This window comes from Pseudomonas sp. NPDC077186 (genome assembly GCF_044543505.1).
In the GTDB taxonomy this organism is placed as follows: Bacteria; Pseudomonadota; Gammaproteobacteria; order Pseudomonadales; family Pseudomonadaceae; genus Aquipseudomonas.
The window spans coordinates 29,403-46,099 of sequence record NZ_JBITWE010000003.1; the positions used below are offsets into that span (position 1 = coordinate 29,403).

14 protein-coding genes are annotated in these 16,697 nt (G+C 67.5%); 6 read left to right on the plus strand and 8 right to left on the minus strand.

All coding sequences use genetic code 11. The annotated features are described in order from the left end of the window. Positions 1 to 4 precede the first annotated feature (4 nt). The gene (yegQ, locus tag ACIGKL_RS12110; RefSeq protein WP_397486890.1) at positions 5 to 1,312 is read right to left on the minus strand and encodes a tRNA 5-hydroxyuridine modification protein YegQ; all 1,308 of its coding nucleotides are present in this window, start codon (positions 1,310 to 1,312) and stop codon (positions 5 to 7) included. Between the two features lie 189 nt (positions 1,313 to 1,501). Here yegQ and ACIGKL_RS12115 point away from each other — a divergent pair, with 189 nt between their 5' ends. The 5 genes from ACIGKL_RS12115 to ACIGKL_RS12135 all read left to right on the plus strand — a co-directional run bounded on the left by ACIGKL_RS12115 (position 1,502) and on the right by ACIGKL_RS12135 (position 6,929). Then, positions 1,502 to 2,020 (plus strand): RNA polymerase sigma factor, encoded by a 519-nt coding sequence (locus ACIGKL_RS12115; RefSeq protein WP_397486891.1) that lies wholly within the window; start codon positions 1,502 to 1,504, stop codon positions 2,018 to 2,020. Continuing rightward, positions 2,017 to 2,970 carry a FecR family protein gene (locus ACIGKL_RS12120; protein WP_397486892.1) on the plus strand — a complete coding sequence of 318 codons (954 nt, stop codon included), beginning with the start codon at positions 2,017 to 2,019 and terminating at the stop codon, positions 2,968 to 2,970. The genes ACIGKL_RS12115 and ACIGKL_RS12120 overlap by 4 nt, the downstream gene beginning before the upstream one ends. 186 nt (positions 2,971 to 3,156) lie before the next feature. Then, complete coding sequence (locus ACIGKL_RS12125; protein ID WP_397486893.1) at positions 3,157 to 5,544, plus strand: TonB-dependent siderophore receptor; 2,388 nt, start codon at positions 3,157 to 3,159, stop codon at positions 5,542 to 5,544. A 78-nt stretch (positions 5,545 to 5,622) separates the two neighbouring features. Continuing rightward, positions 5,623 to 6,750, plus strand: coding sequence for a PepSY-associated TM helix domain-containing protein (locus tag ACIGKL_RS12130; protein WP_397486894.1), 1,128 nt, complete (start codon positions 5,623 to 5,625; stop codon positions 6,748 to 6,750). Further along, positions 6,747 to 6,929 (plus strand): hypothetical protein, encoded by a 183-nt coding sequence (locus tag ACIGKL_RS12135; RefSeq protein WP_397486895.1) that lies wholly within the window; start codon positions 6,747 to 6,749, stop codon positions 6,927 to 6,929. The genes ACIGKL_RS12130 and ACIGKL_RS12135 overlap by 4 nt, the downstream gene beginning before the upstream one ends. Before the next feature lie 6 nt (positions 6,930 to 6,935). On the opposite strand, the gene ACIGKL_RS12140 is transcribed toward ACIGKL_RS12135, so the two are convergent. The 4 genes from ACIGKL_RS12140 to ACIGKL_RS12155 all read right to left on the minus strand — a co-directional run bounded on the left by ACIGKL_RS12140 (position 6,936) and on the right by ACIGKL_RS12155 (position 10,525). Next, entirely contained in the window at positions 6,936 to 7,442 is a 507-nt protein-coding gene (locus tag ACIGKL_RS12140; protein ID WP_397486896.1) for a hypothetical protein, read from the minus strand. Between the two features lie 91 nt (positions 7,443 to 7,533). Beyond that, positions 7,534 to 9,303, minus strand: a complete 1,770-nt coding sequence (locus ACIGKL_RS12145) for a sodium:solute symporter family protein (RefSeq protein ID WP_397486897.1) — start codon at positions 9,301 to 9,303, stop codon at positions 7,534 to 7,536. A 6-nt stretch (positions 9,304 to 9,309) separates the two neighbouring features. Continuing rightward, positions 9,310 to 9,570 (minus strand): DUF4212 domain-containing protein, encoded by a 261-nt coding sequence (locus ACIGKL_RS12150; protein WP_397486898.1) that lies wholly within the window; start codon positions 9,568 to 9,570, stop codon positions 9,310 to 9,312. A 166-nt stretch (positions 9,571 to 9,736) separates the two neighbouring features. Further along, positions 9,737 to 10,525 carry a hypothetical protein gene (locus tag ACIGKL_RS12155; protein WP_397486899.1) on the minus strand — a complete coding sequence of 263 codons (789 nt, stop codon included), beginning with the start codon at positions 10,523 to 10,525 and terminating at the stop codon, positions 9,737 to 9,739. Positions 10,526 to 10,737: 212 nt separating this feature from the next. Here ACIGKL_RS12155 and pulA point away from each other — a divergent pair, with 212 nt between their 5' ends. After that, a complete protein-coding gene (pulA, locus tag ACIGKL_RS12160; RefSeq protein WP_397486900.1) occupies positions 10,738 to 13,845 on the plus strand; it encodes a pullulanase-type alpha-1,6-glucosidase in 3,108 nt (1,035 codons plus the stop codon). 287 nt (positions 13,846 to 14,132) lie between these two features. Here pulA and ACIGKL_RS12165 read toward each other — a convergent pair whose 3' ends face one another. The 3 genes from ACIGKL_RS12165 to ACIGKL_RS12175 all read right to left on the minus strand — a co-directional run bounded on the left by ACIGKL_RS12165 (position 14,133) and on the right by ACIGKL_RS12175 (position 16,471). Continuing rightward, the gene (locus tag ACIGKL_RS12165) at positions 14,133 to 14,441 is read right to left on the minus strand and encodes a hypothetical protein (protein ID WP_397486901.1); all 309 of its coding nucleotides are present in this window, start codon (positions 14,439 to 14,441) and stop codon (positions 14,133 to 14,135) included. Positions 14,442 to 14,489: 48 nt separating this feature from the next. Next, complete coding sequence (gene creD, locus ACIGKL_RS12170; protein ID WP_397486902.1) at positions 14,490 to 15,830, minus strand: cell envelope integrity protein CreD; 1,341 nt, start codon at positions 15,828 to 15,830, stop codon at positions 14,490 to 14,492. A 182-nt stretch (positions 15,831 to 16,012) separates the two neighbouring features. Beyond that, entirely contained in the window at positions 16,013 to 16,471 is a 459-nt protein-coding gene (locus ACIGKL_RS12175) for a phage infection protein (protein WP_397486903.1), read from the minus strand. Positions 16,472 to 16,697: the final 226 nt, after the last annotated feature.

The following is a 16,697-nucleotide window of genomic DNA, read 5'->3' on the forward strand; positions in this document are numbered from 1 at the left end:
CACCCTACAGGTCGCGCATCAACAGGCCGTATTCCAGTTGCAACTCTGCCGGCAACGGCAGATAGAGCACGTGGCCGTCGCCCGGGGCCACGTCCACCGCCTGACCGTGGCGGTTCTCCAGCTGCGCCAGGGAAAAGCGCCGATTGCCCTGCGGGGTCATCAGCTCCAGCCAGTCGCCCATGGCGAAGCGGTTCTTCACCCGCACCTCGGCCAGCTCGCCGCGGCGCTCGCCGGTCAGCTCGCCGACGAACTGCTGGCGCTCGGCGCGCGAACTGCCGCGCCCATAGTTCTGGTACTCGTCGTGCACATGGCGACGGAGGAAACCCTCGGTGTAGCCGCGGTTGGCCAGCGATTCCAGGCGCTGCATCAGGCCCCCGTCGAAGGGCCGCCCGGCCAGGGCGTCGTCGATGGCCTGGCGGTAGGCCTGGGCGGTGCGTGCCACATAGAAGTGGCTCTTGGTGCGCCCCTCGATCTTCAGCGAATGCACGCCCATGCGCAGCAGGCGCTCGACGTGCTGCACCGCGCGCAGATCCTTGGAGTTCATGATGTAGGTGCCGTGCTCGTCTTCGAAGGCGGCCAGATGCTCGCCCGGACGACCGGCCTCCTCCAGCAGGAAGGCCTGGGCGGTGGGCGCACCGACGCCCAGGGTCGGCTCGACCAGGCGCACCATGTCGCCCGCCTCGTTCTCGGCAGCCGGGGTGGCCTGGTACTGCCAGCGGCAGGCGTTGGTGCAGCTGCCCTGGTTGGGGTCGCGTCGGTTGATATAGCCCGACAGCAGGCAGCGCCCGGAATAGGCCATGCACAGCGCGCCGTGGACGAACACCTCCAGCTCCATCTCCGGCACCTCGGCGCGGATCTCCTCGATCTCTTCCAGTGCCAGCTCGCGCGAGAGGATCACCCGGCTCAGCCCCTGCTGCTGCCAGAACCGCACGCTGGCCCAGTTCACCGCGTTAGCCTGCACCGACAGGTGGATCGGCATCTGCGCGAAGTGCTCGCGCACCAGCATGATCAGCCCGGGGTCGGACATGATCAGCGCATCCGGGCCCATCGCGATCACCGGTTCCAGGTCCTTGAGGAAGGTCCTGAGCTTGGCGTTGTGCGGGGCGATATTGACCACCACGTAGAAGCGCTTGCCCTGGGCATGGGCCTCGACAATGCCCAGGGCCAGGTTGGCGTGGTCGAACTCGTTGTTGCGCACGCGCAGGCTGTAGCGCGGCTGCCCGGCATAGACCGCGTCGGCGCCGTAGGCGAAGGCGTAGCGCATGTTCTTCAGGCTGCCGGCCGGGGACAGCAGTTCGGGACGCGAGCGCATGGGAAAGTCCTGCTTGCAAGGCAAAGCCGGCGATTCTAGGGGCGCGCCGCGCCGCGCTTATTGACCTGCATCTATGTCGCGGCGCGAACCATCCATCGCCCATGCAACATGGCGATTGCGGGCAGGGGCCGGCCTCTGCAATCATATGCGAATCATTATCAACTCAACTCCCATCCTCGCGAGGTGCGCGTGTCGGTCCAGGATTCCAGCAACCAGCAACTGGTCGGTCTGCTCTACCGCGACCACCGCGACTGGCTGTTCGGCTGGCTGCGCAAGAGCCTGAGCTGCCCGCAGCGCGCCGAGGACCTGAGCCAGGACACCTTCGTCCGCCTGCTCGGCCGCCCCGACCTGCACACGCCGCGCGAGCCACGCGCCCTGCTGACCACCATCGCCAAGGGCCTGCTGGTCGACCAGTTCCGCCGCAGCGCCCTGGAGCGCGCCTACCTCGACGAGCTGGCGCAGGCGCCCGAGGCCGTGCACCCCAGCCCCGAGGAACAGGCTCTGGCGCTGGAACAACTGAGCGAGATCGACCGCCTGCTCGGCCAGCTGTCGAGCAAGGCGCGCGCCGCCTTCCTCTATAACCGCCTGGACGGCCTCGGCCACGCCGAGATCGCCGAACGCCTCGGCGTGTCGCCCTCGCGCGTGCGCCAATACCTGACCCAGGGCCTGCGCCAGTGCTACATCGCCCTCTACGGAGCGCCGCGATGAGCCAGGTGTCCGCCCGCGCCCTCGACGAGGCCATCGCCTGGCAGCTGTGCCTGGATTCGGGCGAGGCCAGCGAACAGCAGCGCCGCGAATTCGGCCAGTGGCTGAGCGCCCACCCCGAACACGCGCTGGTCTGGCATCGGCTCGGCGGCATCGACCAGCAACTGAGCGCCGCCGCCCCGCCCCTGGCGCGGCGCGCCCTGCTGCAGGGCGGCACGCGGCGACGCAGCCTGCGCCGCCTGAACGGCAGCGCCCTGGGCCTGCTGCTGGCCAGCGGCATCGCGCTGGCCCTGCTGGCCCAGCAACGCCCACTCGGCGACTACCTGGCCGACCACCGCACCGCCGCCGGCGAGCAGCGCGACCTGCTGCTGAGCGACCGCAGCCAGATCAAGCTGAACAGCCGCAGCGCGCTGGACGTGGATTTCAGCGGCGACGAACGCCGGCTGTTCCTGCGCAGCGGCGAGATCCTGGTGCAGACCGCCAAGGGCGACCCGCGGCCGTTCGTCGTCGACACCCCCCAGGGCCGCCTGCGCGCCCTCGGCACCCGCTTCCTGGTGCGCCGCGACGGCGCGGCCACCGAGCTGATCGTGCTGCAGTCGGCGGTCGCCGCGCGGCCGCTGGCCGGCCCGCAGGAGCGCATCGTCGAGGCCGGCGAGCAGGTGCGCATGGAACGCCGGCAGTTGGGCGACAGCGAGCCCGCGCCCGTCGGCGCCGAAGCCTGGAGCCGCGGCATGCTGGTCGCCGACAACCTGCCGCTGGCGCAGCTGATCGAACGCCTCGGCGAGTACCGCAGCGGCTATCTCGGCCTCGACCCGCGCCTGGCCGCGCTGCGCATCAGCGGCAGCTTCCCGCTGCTCGACAGCGACAAGGCGCTGGCCGCCCTGCCGCCGAGCCTGCCGGTGCGCATCGAACGCTTCGGCCCCTGGTGGACGCGGGTGGTGCCGGCGCCCTGATCCGCGGCCGTCATGCGCCCTGCTGACAACCCTCCCCCGCCGGGAGAGGGTGCCCGCAGGGCGGGAGAGGGTGATTCAGCCAGCACCTACCCCAACAACGAATTTTTTCGCCCCGCCCCTGTCATTTTTCCTTTTTGCTTCGGTAACAGGACATTGAGACACATTCCCGCTTAGGAGAAATTCGCAATGTCCGCCCCCTTCCGCCGCCCGCTGCTGGCCCTGACCATCGCCCTCGCCGGCCACGTCGGCCTGGCCCAGGCCGAGGCCTACCAGCTGCCCGCCGGGCCGCTGGCCGCCACCCTCAACCAGATCGCCAGCCAGGCCGGCATCGCCCTGAGCATCGATCCGGCGCTGACCGCCGGCAAGAGCGCGCCAGCGGTGCAGGGCGAGTACGACGCCCTCGGCGCGCTGCACGCGGCGCTGCGCGGCAGCGGCCTGCAGCTGCAGGAAAGCGCCGCCGGGGTCTACAGCCTGGCGCCGCTGCCGGACGGCGCGGTGGCGCTGCCGGACGTCACCGTCAGCGCGGCCCGGGCCAGCGAGGGCAGCGAAGCGGCCGGCTACCGCAGCGAGAAGGTGAAGCACGTCGGCGCCCTCGGCGGCATGCGCCTGCAGGACGCGCCCTACTCGGTCAGCGTGATTCCCCAGGCGTTGCTGCAGAACATCCAGGCCAAGTCGCTGGACGACGTGTTCAAGCTCAGCCCGGCGACCCAGTTCACCTCGCCGACCAGCGCCGGCTACGCCAGCGCGGTGAGCATGCGCGGCTTCAGCGGCTCCGGTAACCTGAGCATCGCCAACGACGGCCTGCGCTTCTCCAACGGCTACGACAGCGGCAACTTCATCGAAGAGATGGAGCAGCTGGAAGTGCTCACCGGCCTGTCCGGCTTTCTCTACGGCCCGGCCAGCCCCGGCGGCCTGGTCAACTACGTGCTGAAACGCCCCACCTACGAGCGCTACAACAGCGTCACCCTGGGCAATGCCGGCGGCGAGAACTACTACCTGCACGGCGACTTCGGCGGCCCGCTCGACGACGCAGGGCGCTTCGCCTACCGCCTCAACCTGCTGAGCCAGGACGGCGAGACCGCCATCGACCTGCAGCAGAAGCGCCGGCAGATGATCAGCCTGGCGCTGGATTGGAACCTCAGCGACGACCTGCTGATCCAGTTCGACGCCTCGCACAAGAAGAGCGAGACCCGCGGCCTGACCAGCTACTGGTACTTCTTCGACCAGGCGCTGCGCCCGGACGCCAAGGACCTCGACAACGACAAGCTGTACAGCCAGCGCTGGGCCTTCTCCGACAGCGAGCACGACCGCCTCGGCAGCCGCTTCAACTGGCGCCTGGACGAGGTCTTCAGCCTGCGCGGCGCGCTCGCCTACAGCCAGTACACCAGCGAATACACCTACACCGGCCCCACCGTCGACAGCGCCGGCCAGTACAGCCAGCCGCTGTACGCCTTCGCCCCGGTGGAAACCGAGGAAACCTCGGCCTACCTGTTCCTCGACGCCGCCTTCGCCACCGGCGCCATCCGCCACCAGACCACCCTCGGCTACCAGGGCAACGTCGCCCGCGTGCGCGACTACGAGGACCACATCCCCTACCCCGGCCCGCAGTACCAGGACGTGGTCGGCATGCCCTCGCCGTTCGGCGAGCGGCCGCAGGTCGGCAAGCCCGACTACTCCATCGGCAACGGCGAGCAGCGCCTGTCCTCGCGCACCCAGGCCGACAACTTCCTGATCGGCGACGTGATCAGCTTCAACGAGCAGTGGTCGAGCATCCTCGGCCTGACCCACAGCCGCATCAAGACCTACAGCAACGACTTCGTCTGGGCCGAGGCCTTCGGCTACGCGGAGAGCGCCAGCCGTTACGACGAGAGCGAGACCTCGCCGAACCTCTCGCTGATCTACAAGCCGCTGCCCTGGCTGACCACCTACGTCAGCTACATCGAAGGCCTGCAGGCCGGCGGCATCGCCCCCAACACCGCGCTGAATGCCGGCCAGGCGCTGGCACCGCAGGTCAGCGAGCAGTACGAAGTGGGCGTCAAGGCCAGCCTCGGCGACACCCTGCTGACCCTGGCGCTGTTCAATATCGACAAGCCCAACAGCTACACCAACGGCGCCGGCATCTACACCCAGGACGGCCGCCAGGAAAACAACGGCCTGGAGTTCGGCATCACCGGCAAGCCGCTGCCCGAACTGACCCTGGTCGGCGGCATCACCCTGCTCGACCCCGAGGTGAAGAAAACCGCCAACGCCGCCCACGAAGGCAACAAGCCGACCGACGTCGCCAGCCAGTTGGCCAAGCTCTACGCCGAGTACGAGATCGGCGCCCTGCCCGGCCTGGCCCTGACCGGCGGCGCCTTCTACACCGGCAAGCAGTACAGCGACGAAGCCAACCGGCACAGCCTGCCGTCCTTCACCACCTTCGACGCCGGCGCCCGCTACCGCATGCCGGTGGCCGACAACCAGCTGACCCTGCGCGCCAACGTCAGCAACCTGGCGGACAAGCAGTACTGGCTGAGCAGCCACTACCTGGGCGCGCCGCGCACCCTGACCTTCTCCGCCCAGCTGGAGTTCTGAGCCCGGGGCGCGGCACGCGCACGCTGCGCGTGCCGCGTCGGGCGCCTCCTGCCCGCATGACAGAAGCCGAATAACGCGATGAACAGCACCACCATCCGCCGCTGGTCCTTCGTGCACACCTGGACCAGCCTGATCTGCACCCTGTTCCTGCTGATGCTGGCCGTCACCGGCCTGCCGCTGATCTTCCACCACGAACTCGAGCACCTGCTCGGCGAGGCGCCCGAACTGCGCGCGCTACCGGCAGGCACGCCACATCTGCGCCTGCAACAGCTGGTGGACGCCGCCGAGCGCCAGCGGCCGGGCGAGGTGCTGCAGTACCTCGGTTACGACAAGGACGAGCCGCACGGGGTGATCGCCATCACCGCCGCCAGCGCCGCCAGCGAACCCAACGCCTCGCACAGCTTCATGCTCGACGCGCGCAGCGGCGAGGCGCTGGCCATGCCGGCGGCCAACGGCGGCGTGCTGATGTTCATCCTGCGCCTGCACGTGGACCTGTTCGCCGGCCTGCCGGGCAAGCTGCTGCTGGCGGCGATGGGCCTGCTGTTCGTCGCCGCCATGGTCTCCGGCGCGGTGCTCTACGCACCCTTTATGCGCCGCCTGCGCTTTGCCGAAGTACGCCGGCACAAATCGACGCGCACGCGCTGGCTCGACCTGCACAACCTGATCGGCATCGTCACCCTGACCTGGGCGCTGGCGGTGGGCATCACCGGCGTCATCAGCGCCAGTGCCGACCTGCTGATCGAGGCCTGGCGCGAGGAGGCCCTCGGCGCACTGATGCAGCCTTATCGCGACGCGCCGCCGCTGCAGCAGCGCGCGTCCGCGGACCAGTTGCTGGAGATCGCCGCAGCGGCGCTACCCGGCATGCGCCCCGACTTCATCGCCTTCCCCGGCACGCGCTTTTCCACCGAACACCATTACACGGTGTTCATGGTCGGCAACACGCAGCTGACCGCCTACCTGTGGGCGCCGCTGCTGATCGATGCGCAAAGCCTGGCAGTCAGCGCCATCGCCGAACGGCCCTGGTACATGGATGCGCTGTCGATGTCGCAGCCGCTGCACTTCGGCGACTACGGCGGGCGGCCGATGCAGATCCTCTGGGCGCTGCTGGACGTGCTGACCATCGTCGTGCTGCTCAGCGGCCTGTACCTCTGGTGGGCACGTCGCCGCACAGCGCGGGCCGCGGTGCGCGGCGAGGCGCGGGCATGAACTGGCGCGCCTCGACCTTCGCCCTGCCGGCGCTGATCGCCCTGCTCGGCGCCGGCGGCTTGTTCGCCGCACTGCTCGGCGACGGCTGGTGGGACGCCCTGGCCTGGCTCGGCCTGGGCCTGCCCGCGCTGCTGGGGTGCTGGCCGTTGCTGGCGCCGCGTCGGAGCGGGCGCCCTTAACAGCGGCTAACGACAGACCTGCAGGTAGAGCACATCGTCCTTGGCGATGCGCTTGAGCTGATCGAGTTGCGGCTGCTTCTGCGCATTCAGCGGCAGCAGTTCGGCGCTGTCGCAGTTGAGCAGGTGCGCCTGGTGGGCGACATGGTCGATATGCTGTTTCTCGAAGCGGTAGAGCATGAATTCGGCCACCGTGTTGCCGTCGAGTTCGCGCTTGGCCACGCTCGTGCTATCGAGCACGGTAAAAGCGGTGATCATCGGCACGAAGTAGCTCCAGGGGCGCCAGAACACGTGGCCGGCCTCGCTGGCCACCACCACCGATTCCTGCGGCTGGCGCTGCTGCTGATGCTCGAACCAGGAGTATTCGTAGAAGATCTGGTAGCCCAGCATCCCCAGGCCGCCGAACAGCGGGATGATCCACTTCGGCAGTTTGTTGCGCGTCAGCTTTCGCAGCAGCAGGGCGATACCGGCAGCGCCGAGCCCCGCCACCGCGATGGCAAGCAAAGTCCATAACATTCGACTGTTCCTGAAATAGGACGGGCCTCCACTGGAGGCCCGTCCGTTAGACCCTGGGCCATCGACCGATGGCGTCAGGCCTGGATTATGCTCAGTGGCTCAGCGCGCCACCAGCACCTTTGGGAGTCCGCACGCTTTCCACCAGGTCTTGGATTTCCTGCGGCGGAGCGGTGGTCAGCATCGCCACGGCATAGGCCACGGCGAAGTTGATCAGCGCACCGACGGTACCGAACGAAGCCGGCGAGATACCCATGAACCACTGGTCCGGGGTGTTCGGCAGCATGTTGGTACCCGGAATGAAGAACCAGCCCAGGTAGGTGAAGATGTACAGCAGGGTCACCACCAGACCGGCGACCATGCCGCAGATCGCGCCCTTGTCGTTCACCCGCTTGGAGAAGATGCCCATCATCAGCACCGGGAACAGCGTGGCCGCGGCGATACCGAAGGCCAGCGCCACCACCTGCGCGGCGAAGCCCGGCGGGTTCAGGCCCAGGTAGGTCGCCAGCAGAATCGCGCAGGCCATGGAGATCCGCGCCGCGCGCATTTCCCCCTTCTCGCTGATCTTCGGGTTGATCAAGGTCTTGATCAGGTCGTGACTGATGGCCGAGGAAATCGCCAGCAACAGCCCCGCCGCCGTCGACAGTGCCGCGGCGATGGCGCCCGCCGCGATCAGCCCCACCACCCAGCCGGGCAGGTTGGCGATCTCCGGGTTGGCCAGTACCAGGATGTCGTTGTTGACGGTCAGCTCGTTGCCGTTCCAGCCACGCTCCTGGGCGGTCGCGGTGAAGGCCGGGGCGGCGTCGTTGTACATCTGGATGCGGCCGTCGCCGTTCTTGTCTTGCCAGGCGATCAGACCGGTCTGTTCCCAGGTCTTGACCCATTCCGGACGTTCGTCGTAGGCCAGGGCCTCGGCGGTCGGGCCTTGCGGGTAGATGGTGGTCGCCAGGTTCAGGCGCGCCATCGAGGCCACGGCCGGCGCGGTGAGGTACAGCAGGGCGATGAAGATCAGGGTCCAGCCGGCGGACCAACGGGCGTCGGCCACCTTCGGCACGGTGAAGAAGCGGATGATCACGTGCGGCAGGCCGGCGGTACCGATCATCAGCGACATGGTGAACAGCACCATGTTCAGCTTGTTGTCGACATCGGCGGTGTAGGCGGCGAAGCCCAGTTCACGCACCACTTCGTCGAGCTTCTGCAGCAGCGGCACGCCGGAGTCGACGTGGTCGCCGAACAGGCCCAGCGGCGGGATCGGGTTGCCGGTCAGTTGCAGCGAGATGAAGATCGCCGGGATGGTGTAGGCGATGATCAGCACCACGTACTGCGCCACCTGGGTGTAGGTGATGCCCTTCATGCCGCCGAACACGGCGTAGGCGAACACCACGGCCGCGGCGATCCAGATGCCGGTCGAGTTGCTCACTTCGAGGAAGCGCGAGAAGGCCACGCCGGCACCGGCCATCTGCCCGATCACGTAGGTGACCGAGATGATCACCAGGCAGATCACCGCCGTCAGGCGTGCGCCGCGGCTGTAGAAGCGATCGCCGATGAAATCCGGCACGGTGAACTTGCCGAACTTGCGCAGGTAGGGCGCCAGCAGCATGGCCAGCAGCACGTAGCCGCCGGTCCAGCCCATGAGGAAGGTGGAGTTGGCGTAACCGCCGGCGGCGATCAGGCCGGCCATGGAGATGAAGGACGCGGCCGACATCCAGTCGGCGGCGGTGGCCATGCCGTTGGTGACCGGGTGCACGCCGCCGCCGGCGACGTAGAACTCCTTGGTCGAGCCCGCGCGGGCCCAGATGGCGATACCGATGTAGAGCGCGAAGGACGCACCCACGAACAGCATGTTGATGACGAATTGGCTCATGACCTCTTACTCCTCGACGCCGAATTCTTTATCGAGTCTGTTCAGTCTCCACGCGTAGTGAAAAATGAGGCCGATAAATACGAGAATGGAGCCCTGCTGGGCGAACCAGAATCCGAGGTCCGCGCCGCCGACCATGATGCCCGCGAGCAGGGGTCGGAGAATCATGGCGAAGCCGTAGGACACCAGCGCCCAGACGATCAGGCTCCAGGTGATGAGCCGCACATTGGCCTTCCAGTAGGCCGCGGCATTTGCTTTTTCAGAAGTCATAGACGCCTCCGGTTATTGTTATTCTGATGCAGCTTCAAACTAGCAGCAGGCCAGCCAAGACCGACAGATAGACATTGGTATTAGCCGCATCGCGAGGTTTCGGGCACTCAGGGCAAACGCTGAAACTGTAGAAGAAAAAACGCACCTTCCAAGCCGCCTACTGCCTTCAGAGAGGGTCTGAAACCAGTTCGATCGGCAACAGATAGCGTTCATCGCCGTATTCGATGGGCAACTGATAACGATGAGTGCTCTCCTCGACCGTCCGACATTCGCCGTCGATCAGCGCCATGCGCCGTTCGACACGAGTGTCCTTGAGCAACAGCTTGCGATACCCCTGGTTACCGACGCGGTCGGTGATGATGACCACACCCTTGGTTTCGCTGAACGCGCCTGTGCAGCTGGTATCCCACTCACCCCAGGACAGAAATACCGGTAGCTCACCCAGCAGCGGTCGAAGGCTCTGCGCCTCCAGCTCGTAAAGATCGAGGCGCGTTTCATGGGCCGGGTTAGCGCGTGACGAATTGCGCCGTGATATCCGCACACCAAACGCCAGATCATCCCCACGCAGACGATAAGGCGCAGTGTCGAAAGTCATGTCCTCGACATGGAACGCATTCCAGTCCAGTCGATTGGGTTCGACCAAACGAGCCAAGAAGCTTTGCTTGGCGCTATCGAGCACCAGGACTTCCAGCTCGGCGTCTCCGTAGTCGTCCTCTTCTTCACGCACCAGCAGCATCGCCATCAGGGTCAACTGCGGCCGCGCCGGCCAGACCTTGCAGATGCTTTGTTCGGTATCCACCCGATAGCGCCCGCGCTCGTCCTGCAGCACCTGACCCGTTGCATGGCCCGGGTGGGCCTGTTCGATCCAGGCAGGCAGTTGCTGCCGGCAATCGTCGGCCTGCGCCGCAGCGACCAGCAGCAGGCCGCAGCATTCGGCAAAAATCATGCGTTTCATCCCTGAGCTCCTTGCTATTCATCCAGGCGGCGACAGTCTAGGCCGGGCCTTGGCCGCTGCCCACCGGACGCCAGCGAAACGCCATTAATCCCCGCTCCTTCCCCACCCTACGCCCTCGCAAAACGCCGCACAGAGGATGTGCCACCCGGCCGCCCTGGCCAGTATCGCCTCGCTGGAAGAAGTACCCACAACAACAACCAGGGACGCACACCATGCACGATTCGAGATTGCCGCGGTATCTACTCGGCCTGCTGCTCGCAGGCTCCACCCTGGCCGGCGCCGAGTCGCTGCAGCCCGGCCCCGACGAGGCCCTGCTGTACTACCAGCGCAGCGACGGCGACTACGCCGGCTGGGGCCTGCACCTGTGGAACACCCCGCAATGCAGTGGTGTGCGCGACGGCACCAGCTGGGACCGACCGCTGGCGCCGGCCGGCGTCGATGCCGAGCATGGCGCCTGGTTCAGCATCCCCTTGAGCGCCGACGCCAGTTGCCTGAACCTGATCATGCACCGCGGCGACGACAAGGACCTGGGCGGCGGCGACCTGATCTGGCGCCTCGACGAGCTGGGCCGGCGCGCCTTCAGCCAGAGCGGTAGCGCGCAGCTGTCGGCGACGCCCATCGTCGGCGCGCCGCTGGCCATCGACGGCGCCCGCGCGCACTGGCTCGACCCCTTCACCCTGGTGCTGCACGGCGGCAGTGCGGCGGCGCGGCTGGAGCTGCGCTACGCGCCGCAGGCCGATATCCGCATCGACAGCGAGCAGCGCAGCGTCAGCGGTGGCCGCGCCATCGCCCTGCGCCCCGGCAGACTCAACGCAACGCTCAAGGCCAGGTTCCCGCATCTGGCCGAACAGCCGGCCTACCGCCTGGAGGTCGGCGCCAAGACCCTGCGCAGCGCGCTGAAGAGCCAGCTGCTGGTGCTCGCCTACGACCAGGACGAACGCCTGCTCAGCGCCACCCAGGTGCAGACGCCCGGCGTGCTCGATGCGCTCTATGCCTACTCCGGCCCGCTGGGCGCCGAAGTGAGCAGGCATGACGTGCGCTTTCGCCTCTGGGCACCCAGCGCCCAGCGCGTGCGTCTGCATGCCTTCGACCGCAAGAAACGCCTGCTGCCCGGCTTCCCCAAAGAGATGCGCGAGCATCACGGCGTGTGGACCTACAGCGGACCGAAACAGCTGGACCGCGCCTACTACCAGTACGAGGTGAGCGTCTATCACCCCGTCAGCGGACGCATCGAAACCAGCCTGACCAGCGACCCTTACGCCCTCAGCCTGTCGCGCAACAGTCAGTACGCTCAGGTGGTGGATCTGGACGCCGCCGACCTCAAGCCGGCCGGCTGGGACAGCCTGCGCCCGCCGCGCGCCGCCAAGCCCGAGGCGCGGGTGATCTACGAGACCCATGTGCGCGACTTCAGCGCCAGCGACAGCGCGCTGCCCGCCGCCCAGCGCGGCACCTATCTGGCCTTCACCCAGCCCACCAGCCGCGGCGTGCAGCACCTGCAGGAGCTGCGCAAGGCCGGGCTGACCGACGTGCAGCTGCTGCCGGTATTCGATATCGCCACGGTGGACGAAGACCCGGCCAAGCGCGTTGACCTGGACGAGCCCTTCGCCAAGCTCTGCGCGTTGTCGGCCAGCGCCCGGCGCAACTGGGCCGGCTACTGCAACGCCGGGAGCATCCGCGAGGTGCTGCAGGGCTTCGACCCGGCAAGCAGCGACGCCCAGGCGCTATACGCCGACCTGCGTGCGCTGGACGCCTTCAACTGGGGTTACGACCCCTTCCACTACACGGTACCGGAGGGCAGCTACGCCAGCGATGCCGAGGGCGTGGCGCGCATCCGCGAGTTCCGCCGCATGGTCCAGGCGCTGGCGGAGATGGGCCTGACCACGGTGATGGACGTGGTCTACAACCACACCCACGCCTCGGGTCTGGGCGAGCAGTCGGTGCTCGACAAGCTGGTGCCCGGCTACTACCACAGGCGTCACCCGGTAACCGGCGCGGTGGAACGCTCCACCTGCTGCGACAACACCGCGTCCGAGCACCTGATGATGGAAAAGCTGATGATCGACTCGCTGCGCGTCTGGGCGCGCGACTACAAGATCGGCGGCTTTCGCTTCGACCTGATGGGCCACCATATGCGCAGCAACCTGACCAGGGCCCACAAGGCGGTGCGCCAGATCGACCCGCAGACCTACCTCTACGGCGAGGGCTGGAACTTCGGCGAGGTGGCCGATGGCGCCCGCGGCGTCAACGCCATCCAGGCCAACATGGCCGGCACCGGTATCGGCACCTTCAACGACCGCCAGCGCGACGCCGTGCGTGGCGGCAGCCCGTTCGACGGCGGCGACAGCCTGCGGCGCTTCCAGGGCTTCGCCAACGGTCTCTACCTGCTGCCCAACGAGCTCAATAGTGGCAGCGCCGGGGAACAGGCCGAGCTGCTCAGGCTGAAGGATCTGATCCGCGTCGGCATCGCCGGCGGCCTGCGCGACTACCGCTTCGAGAGCGCCGATGGCAGCCGCCGGCGCGGCGCCGAGATCGACTACAACGGCCAGCCGGCCGGCTATACCCTCGATCCGCAGGAGACCGTCAACTACGTCTCCAAGCACGACAACCAGACCCTGTGGGACATCAACCAGTACAAGCTGCCCGCCTCCCTCTCCAGCGCCGAACGGGTGCGCCTGCAACTGCTCGGCCTGGCCGTACCGCTGTTGAGCCAGGGCGTGCCCTTCATCCACATGGGCTCGGACATCCTCCGCTCCAAGTCGATGGAGCGCGACAGCTACGATTCCGGCGACTGGTTCAACGCGGTGGACTTCACCTACCAGGACAACAGCTGGAATAGAGGATTGCCACGTGAAGACAAGGACGGCGAGAACTGGCCGCTGATCCGCCAGATCATCGCCGACGCCAACGCCAAGCCGAGCAGTGCCGATATCCTCGCGGCCAGGCGGCAGTTCCTCGAACTGCTGCGCATCCGCAGCGGCAGCCCGCTGTTCCAGCTCGACAGCGCCGCCGAGATCGACCGGCGCCTGCGCTTTCACAACACCGGCCCCGGCCAGCTGCCCGGCGTGATCGCCTTCAGCCTGGACGACGGGCGCGGCACAGGCCGCGATCTCGATCCGCGGCACGAGGCGCTGATGGTGGTGTTCAACGTCGGCGCCGAGCCGATCAGCCTGCCCGGCGCCCAACCCGGCCATCGCCTGCACCCGGTGCAACGCGACTCCAGCGACGCCCGCATCCGCCAGGCCAAGGTGGAGAACGGCCAGTTCCAGGTGCCCGGGCTGAGCGTGGCGGTATTCGTTCTGCCGCAGGAAAAGCGGCGCTAAACCCTGGCGCCGCTGGCTCGGTATTCGCTTCGTAGGGTGCGCTGTGCGCACCAGGCCTCCGCTTGCCGACGGTGGGTATGGTGGTCAAGCGGGGCTTCGGTGGCCCCAAGCAAGGACAAAAAACCCGGTTGCCAGCGGTGCGCACAGCGCACCCTACGATCTCGACCGCGTAGGGCGGGTGCAACCCGCCGGATTTCCCGCGGCTTCACGCGGCGCAAACAGCGCCGCGATCCGCTGCGCCAGGCGACGCCCGACGCGCGCGTCCTCGCGCAAGCCGATATGCCGACTCATACCCGGTACCACAGGCGCATAAAGCCCAGCGCCAGCAGCAGGCCGACCTGGCCCAGCGCCGCGCAGAGCGCCAGGAAGGAGCGCAGCGTGGCGTTGTTGGCCGCATCCGGCAGGCCGCTCAAGGCATTCCAGAAACCCTCCGGCAACAGCATCAGGCTCAAGTGAGCCAGCGGCTTGCCGGTCAGCAGCAGGCCGTCGATCAGGTCGAACCAGCCAGCGAACATCAGGCCGACGAGGATCATCAGCGCCACCACCAGGCCCAGGGCCAGGGCCAGGCAGGCGGAAAACTGCATAAACAGACGCATGGGATCAGCTCCAGAGAAGGGGCGCGGCCCACGCCGCGCCGATCGGATTCAGGCGTGCGGAGCAGTGCGGCCGACGCCGTACCAGTCCAGCTTGCGGGTCAGCACCATGACGCTGGCGAGCACGCCGAACACCAGCAGCGAACCCATCAGCAGGGCATGGTCCTCGGCGCTGAGCAGGCCGTAGAGCAGGGCGTACAGCGCCGCCAGCAAGGCGCCAAAGCCCAGGCCACGACGCCAGCTGTGCAGCACGAAGCTGACGTAGAAGCCGATCAGGCCGACGCAGGCGCTGGCGGACAGGCCATAGGCCAGGGCGAACGCCAGGTGCTCGGACAACGACAGCAGCAGCAGGTAGAACAGCGCCAGCGCCAGGCCCACCAGGGCGTACTGCACCGGGTGCACGGCCAGACGTTTGAGCACCTCGAAGAGGAAGAAGGCGGCGAAGGTCAGGGCGATAAACAGCAGCGCGTATTTGATCGCGCGGTCGGTCTTCAGGTACTGGTCGACCGGGTCGACGAAGCTGACCCCGAAGTTGCGCCCGAGCAGCGCGTGGCACTGCTCGCGGCCCACGCAGTCGGCCAGCGCCTCCTCCAGGTTGGTGGCGAAGAAGCTGGTCTGCCATTCGGCGCTAAAGCCCGTGTCGCTGACTTCGCGGCGGCTCGGCAGGTACTCGCCGACGAAGCTCGGGTGCGGCCAGTCGGAGCTCAGGCTGACCCGGCTGTCTCGCCCCACCGGCACCACGGCGAGCTGCTGGGTGCCCTGCAGCTTGAGGTCGAAGGCGAACTCCAGCAGCTGCCCGCCCTGCGCGTCGAGCGCCGGCAGCGGCGCATGCACGCCGGCGCCGAAACTGGGGTCGCCGCTGCCCGGGGCGAAGCCGAGGGTCTGGCCGTTGAGGCGCAGCTGCAGGTCGTTGCCGATGCCACGGATATCGCTGATGCCGACGGAGAGAAAGGGCTTGTCGAAGCGATAGAAACCCAGCTCGTCGCCCAGCCCCAGGCGCGGCGGCAGGCGGAACTGGCCGCTGACCTGGCTATCGCTGCGGTACAGGCGCGCCTGGTAGATGCCGCGCGAACGCAGCTCGGTGCTCACCTGGCCGTCGAGCACGAAGCGCTCCGGCAGGAAGTACAGGCGCCCACGCTTCTGCCGCTCCTCCAGGAAGCGCTCGCCGCTCTTTTCGGTGCGCCACTCCTGGGTGGTCTTGACATAGGGCAGCACCAGGATCGGCCCGGTGATCTGCTGGCGGTAGCTGGAGCTGCGGGCGATGTCCTGCAGCACCTGGTGGCGCAGGTTCTGACGTTCGTCGACCAGGCCGTCGATCATCAGCAGGGGAATCAGCAACAACAGGATCAACAGGGCGATGGCGCCCAGCTTGAAGCTCAGGGTGCGGCTCATGGCGCGGCTCTCCGTAGCGAGTGAAGGTACGGCAGAGCCTGGGCCGCGCAGGTGGGGGCTTTATGGGTGGAACGTGGAGATTGCGTGGAGAAAGCGGAAAAGCATCAGGGCGCCGAGTGCGGGCGCCCTGGTTAACTGCTGCTGTGCGGCATCGAACTGCTCCCGCCAGAAGGGTTGGCGGGTCAGGCGATGCGGTTGATACCTACGCGGTCGGCGCCGTCGGCAGCGATGCGGTTGACACCCACGCGGTCGGCACCGTCGGCGGCGATGCGGTTGACACCCACGCGGTCGGCGCCGTCGGCGGCGATGCGGTTGACACCTACGCGGTCGGCACCGTCGGCAGCGATGCGGTTGACGCCTACGCGGTCGGCACCGTCGGCGGCGATGCGGTTGACGCCTACGCGGTCGGCGCCGTCGGCAGCGATGCGGTTGACGCCTACGCGGTCGGCGCCGTCGGCAGCGATGCGGTTGACGCCTACACGGTCGGCGCCATCGGCGGCGATACGGTTGACGCCTACGCGGTCGGCACCGTCGGCGGCAACCGCCGGGGCGTTGGACTGCTCGACGGAGACCTGCGGCAGGGCGAACGCACCGGCGGACAGGCTGGCAATAACGAGGCTGGCGAGGATGTGCTTTTTCATGATCGGGCTCCTGGGTGGGGCTGGAAAGTGGCTACGGGGCCCATGTTACGCACGCCCCAATTTGGCAAAAGGGACATGTCTCGATAGCGACCATCGACGCCATCGATACCCGGAAAATTTCTTATCGATCATGGACATAGTAGTGATAGGCGGGAGCCGCCCATCCGTCCCGCCGCCGTTGCGCGACAGGGCGCACCCTGGTATCTGTACAAAAAACCAGTACCCA

Coding starts and splice junctions, on each gene's coding strand:
- yegQ (WP_397486890.1), bottom strand. CDS start 1,312: ATGCGCTCGCGTCCCGAACTGCTGTCCCCGGCCGGCAGCCTGAAGAAC.
- creD (WP_397486902.1), bottom strand. CDS start 15,830: ATGAGCCGCACCCTGAGCTTCAAGCTGGGCGCCATCGCCCTGTTGATC.
- ACIGKL_RS12140 (WP_397486896.1), bottom strand. CDS start 7,442: ATGTTATGGACTTTGCTTGCCATCGCGGTGGCGGGGCTCGGCGCTGCC.
- ACIGKL_RS12150 (WP_397486898.1), bottom strand. CDS start 9,570: ATGACTTCTGAAAAAGCAAATGCCGCGGCCTACTGGAAGGCCAATGTG.
- ACIGKL_RS12155 (WP_397486899.1), bottom strand. CDS start 10,525: ATGAAACGCATGATTTTTGCCGAATGCTGCGGCCTGCTGCTGGTCGCT.
- ACIGKL_RS12165 (WP_397486901.1), bottom strand. CDS start 14,441: ATGCGTCTGTTTATGCAGTTTTCCGCCTGCCTGGCCCTGGCCCTGGGC.
- ACIGKL_RS12130 (WP_397486894.1), top strand. CDS start 5,623: ATGAACAGCACCACCATCCGCCGCTGGTCCTTCGTGCACACCTGGACC.
- pulA (WP_397486900.1), top strand. CDS start 10,738: ATGCACGATTCGAGATTGCCGCGGTATCTACTCGGCCTGCTGCTCGCA.
- ACIGKL_RS12175 (WP_397486903.1), bottom strand. CDS start 16,471: ATGAAAAAGCACATCCTCGCCAGCCTCGTTATTGCCAGCCTGTCCGCC.
- ACIGKL_RS12145 (WP_397486897.1), bottom strand. CDS start 9,303: ATGAGCCAATTCGTCATCAACATGCTGTTCGTGGGTGCGTCCTTCGCG.
- ACIGKL_RS12135 (WP_397486895.1), top strand. CDS start 6,747: ATGAACTGGCGCGCCTCGACCTTCGCCCTGCCGGCGCTGATCGCCCTG.
- ACIGKL_RS12120 (WP_397486892.1), top strand. CDS start 2,017: ATGAGCCAGGTGTCCGCCCGCGCCCTCGACGAGGCCATCGCCTGGCAG.
- ACIGKL_RS12125 (WP_397486893.1), top strand. CDS start 3,157: ATGTCCGCCCCCTTCCGCCGCCCGCTGCTGGCCCTGACCATCGCCCTC.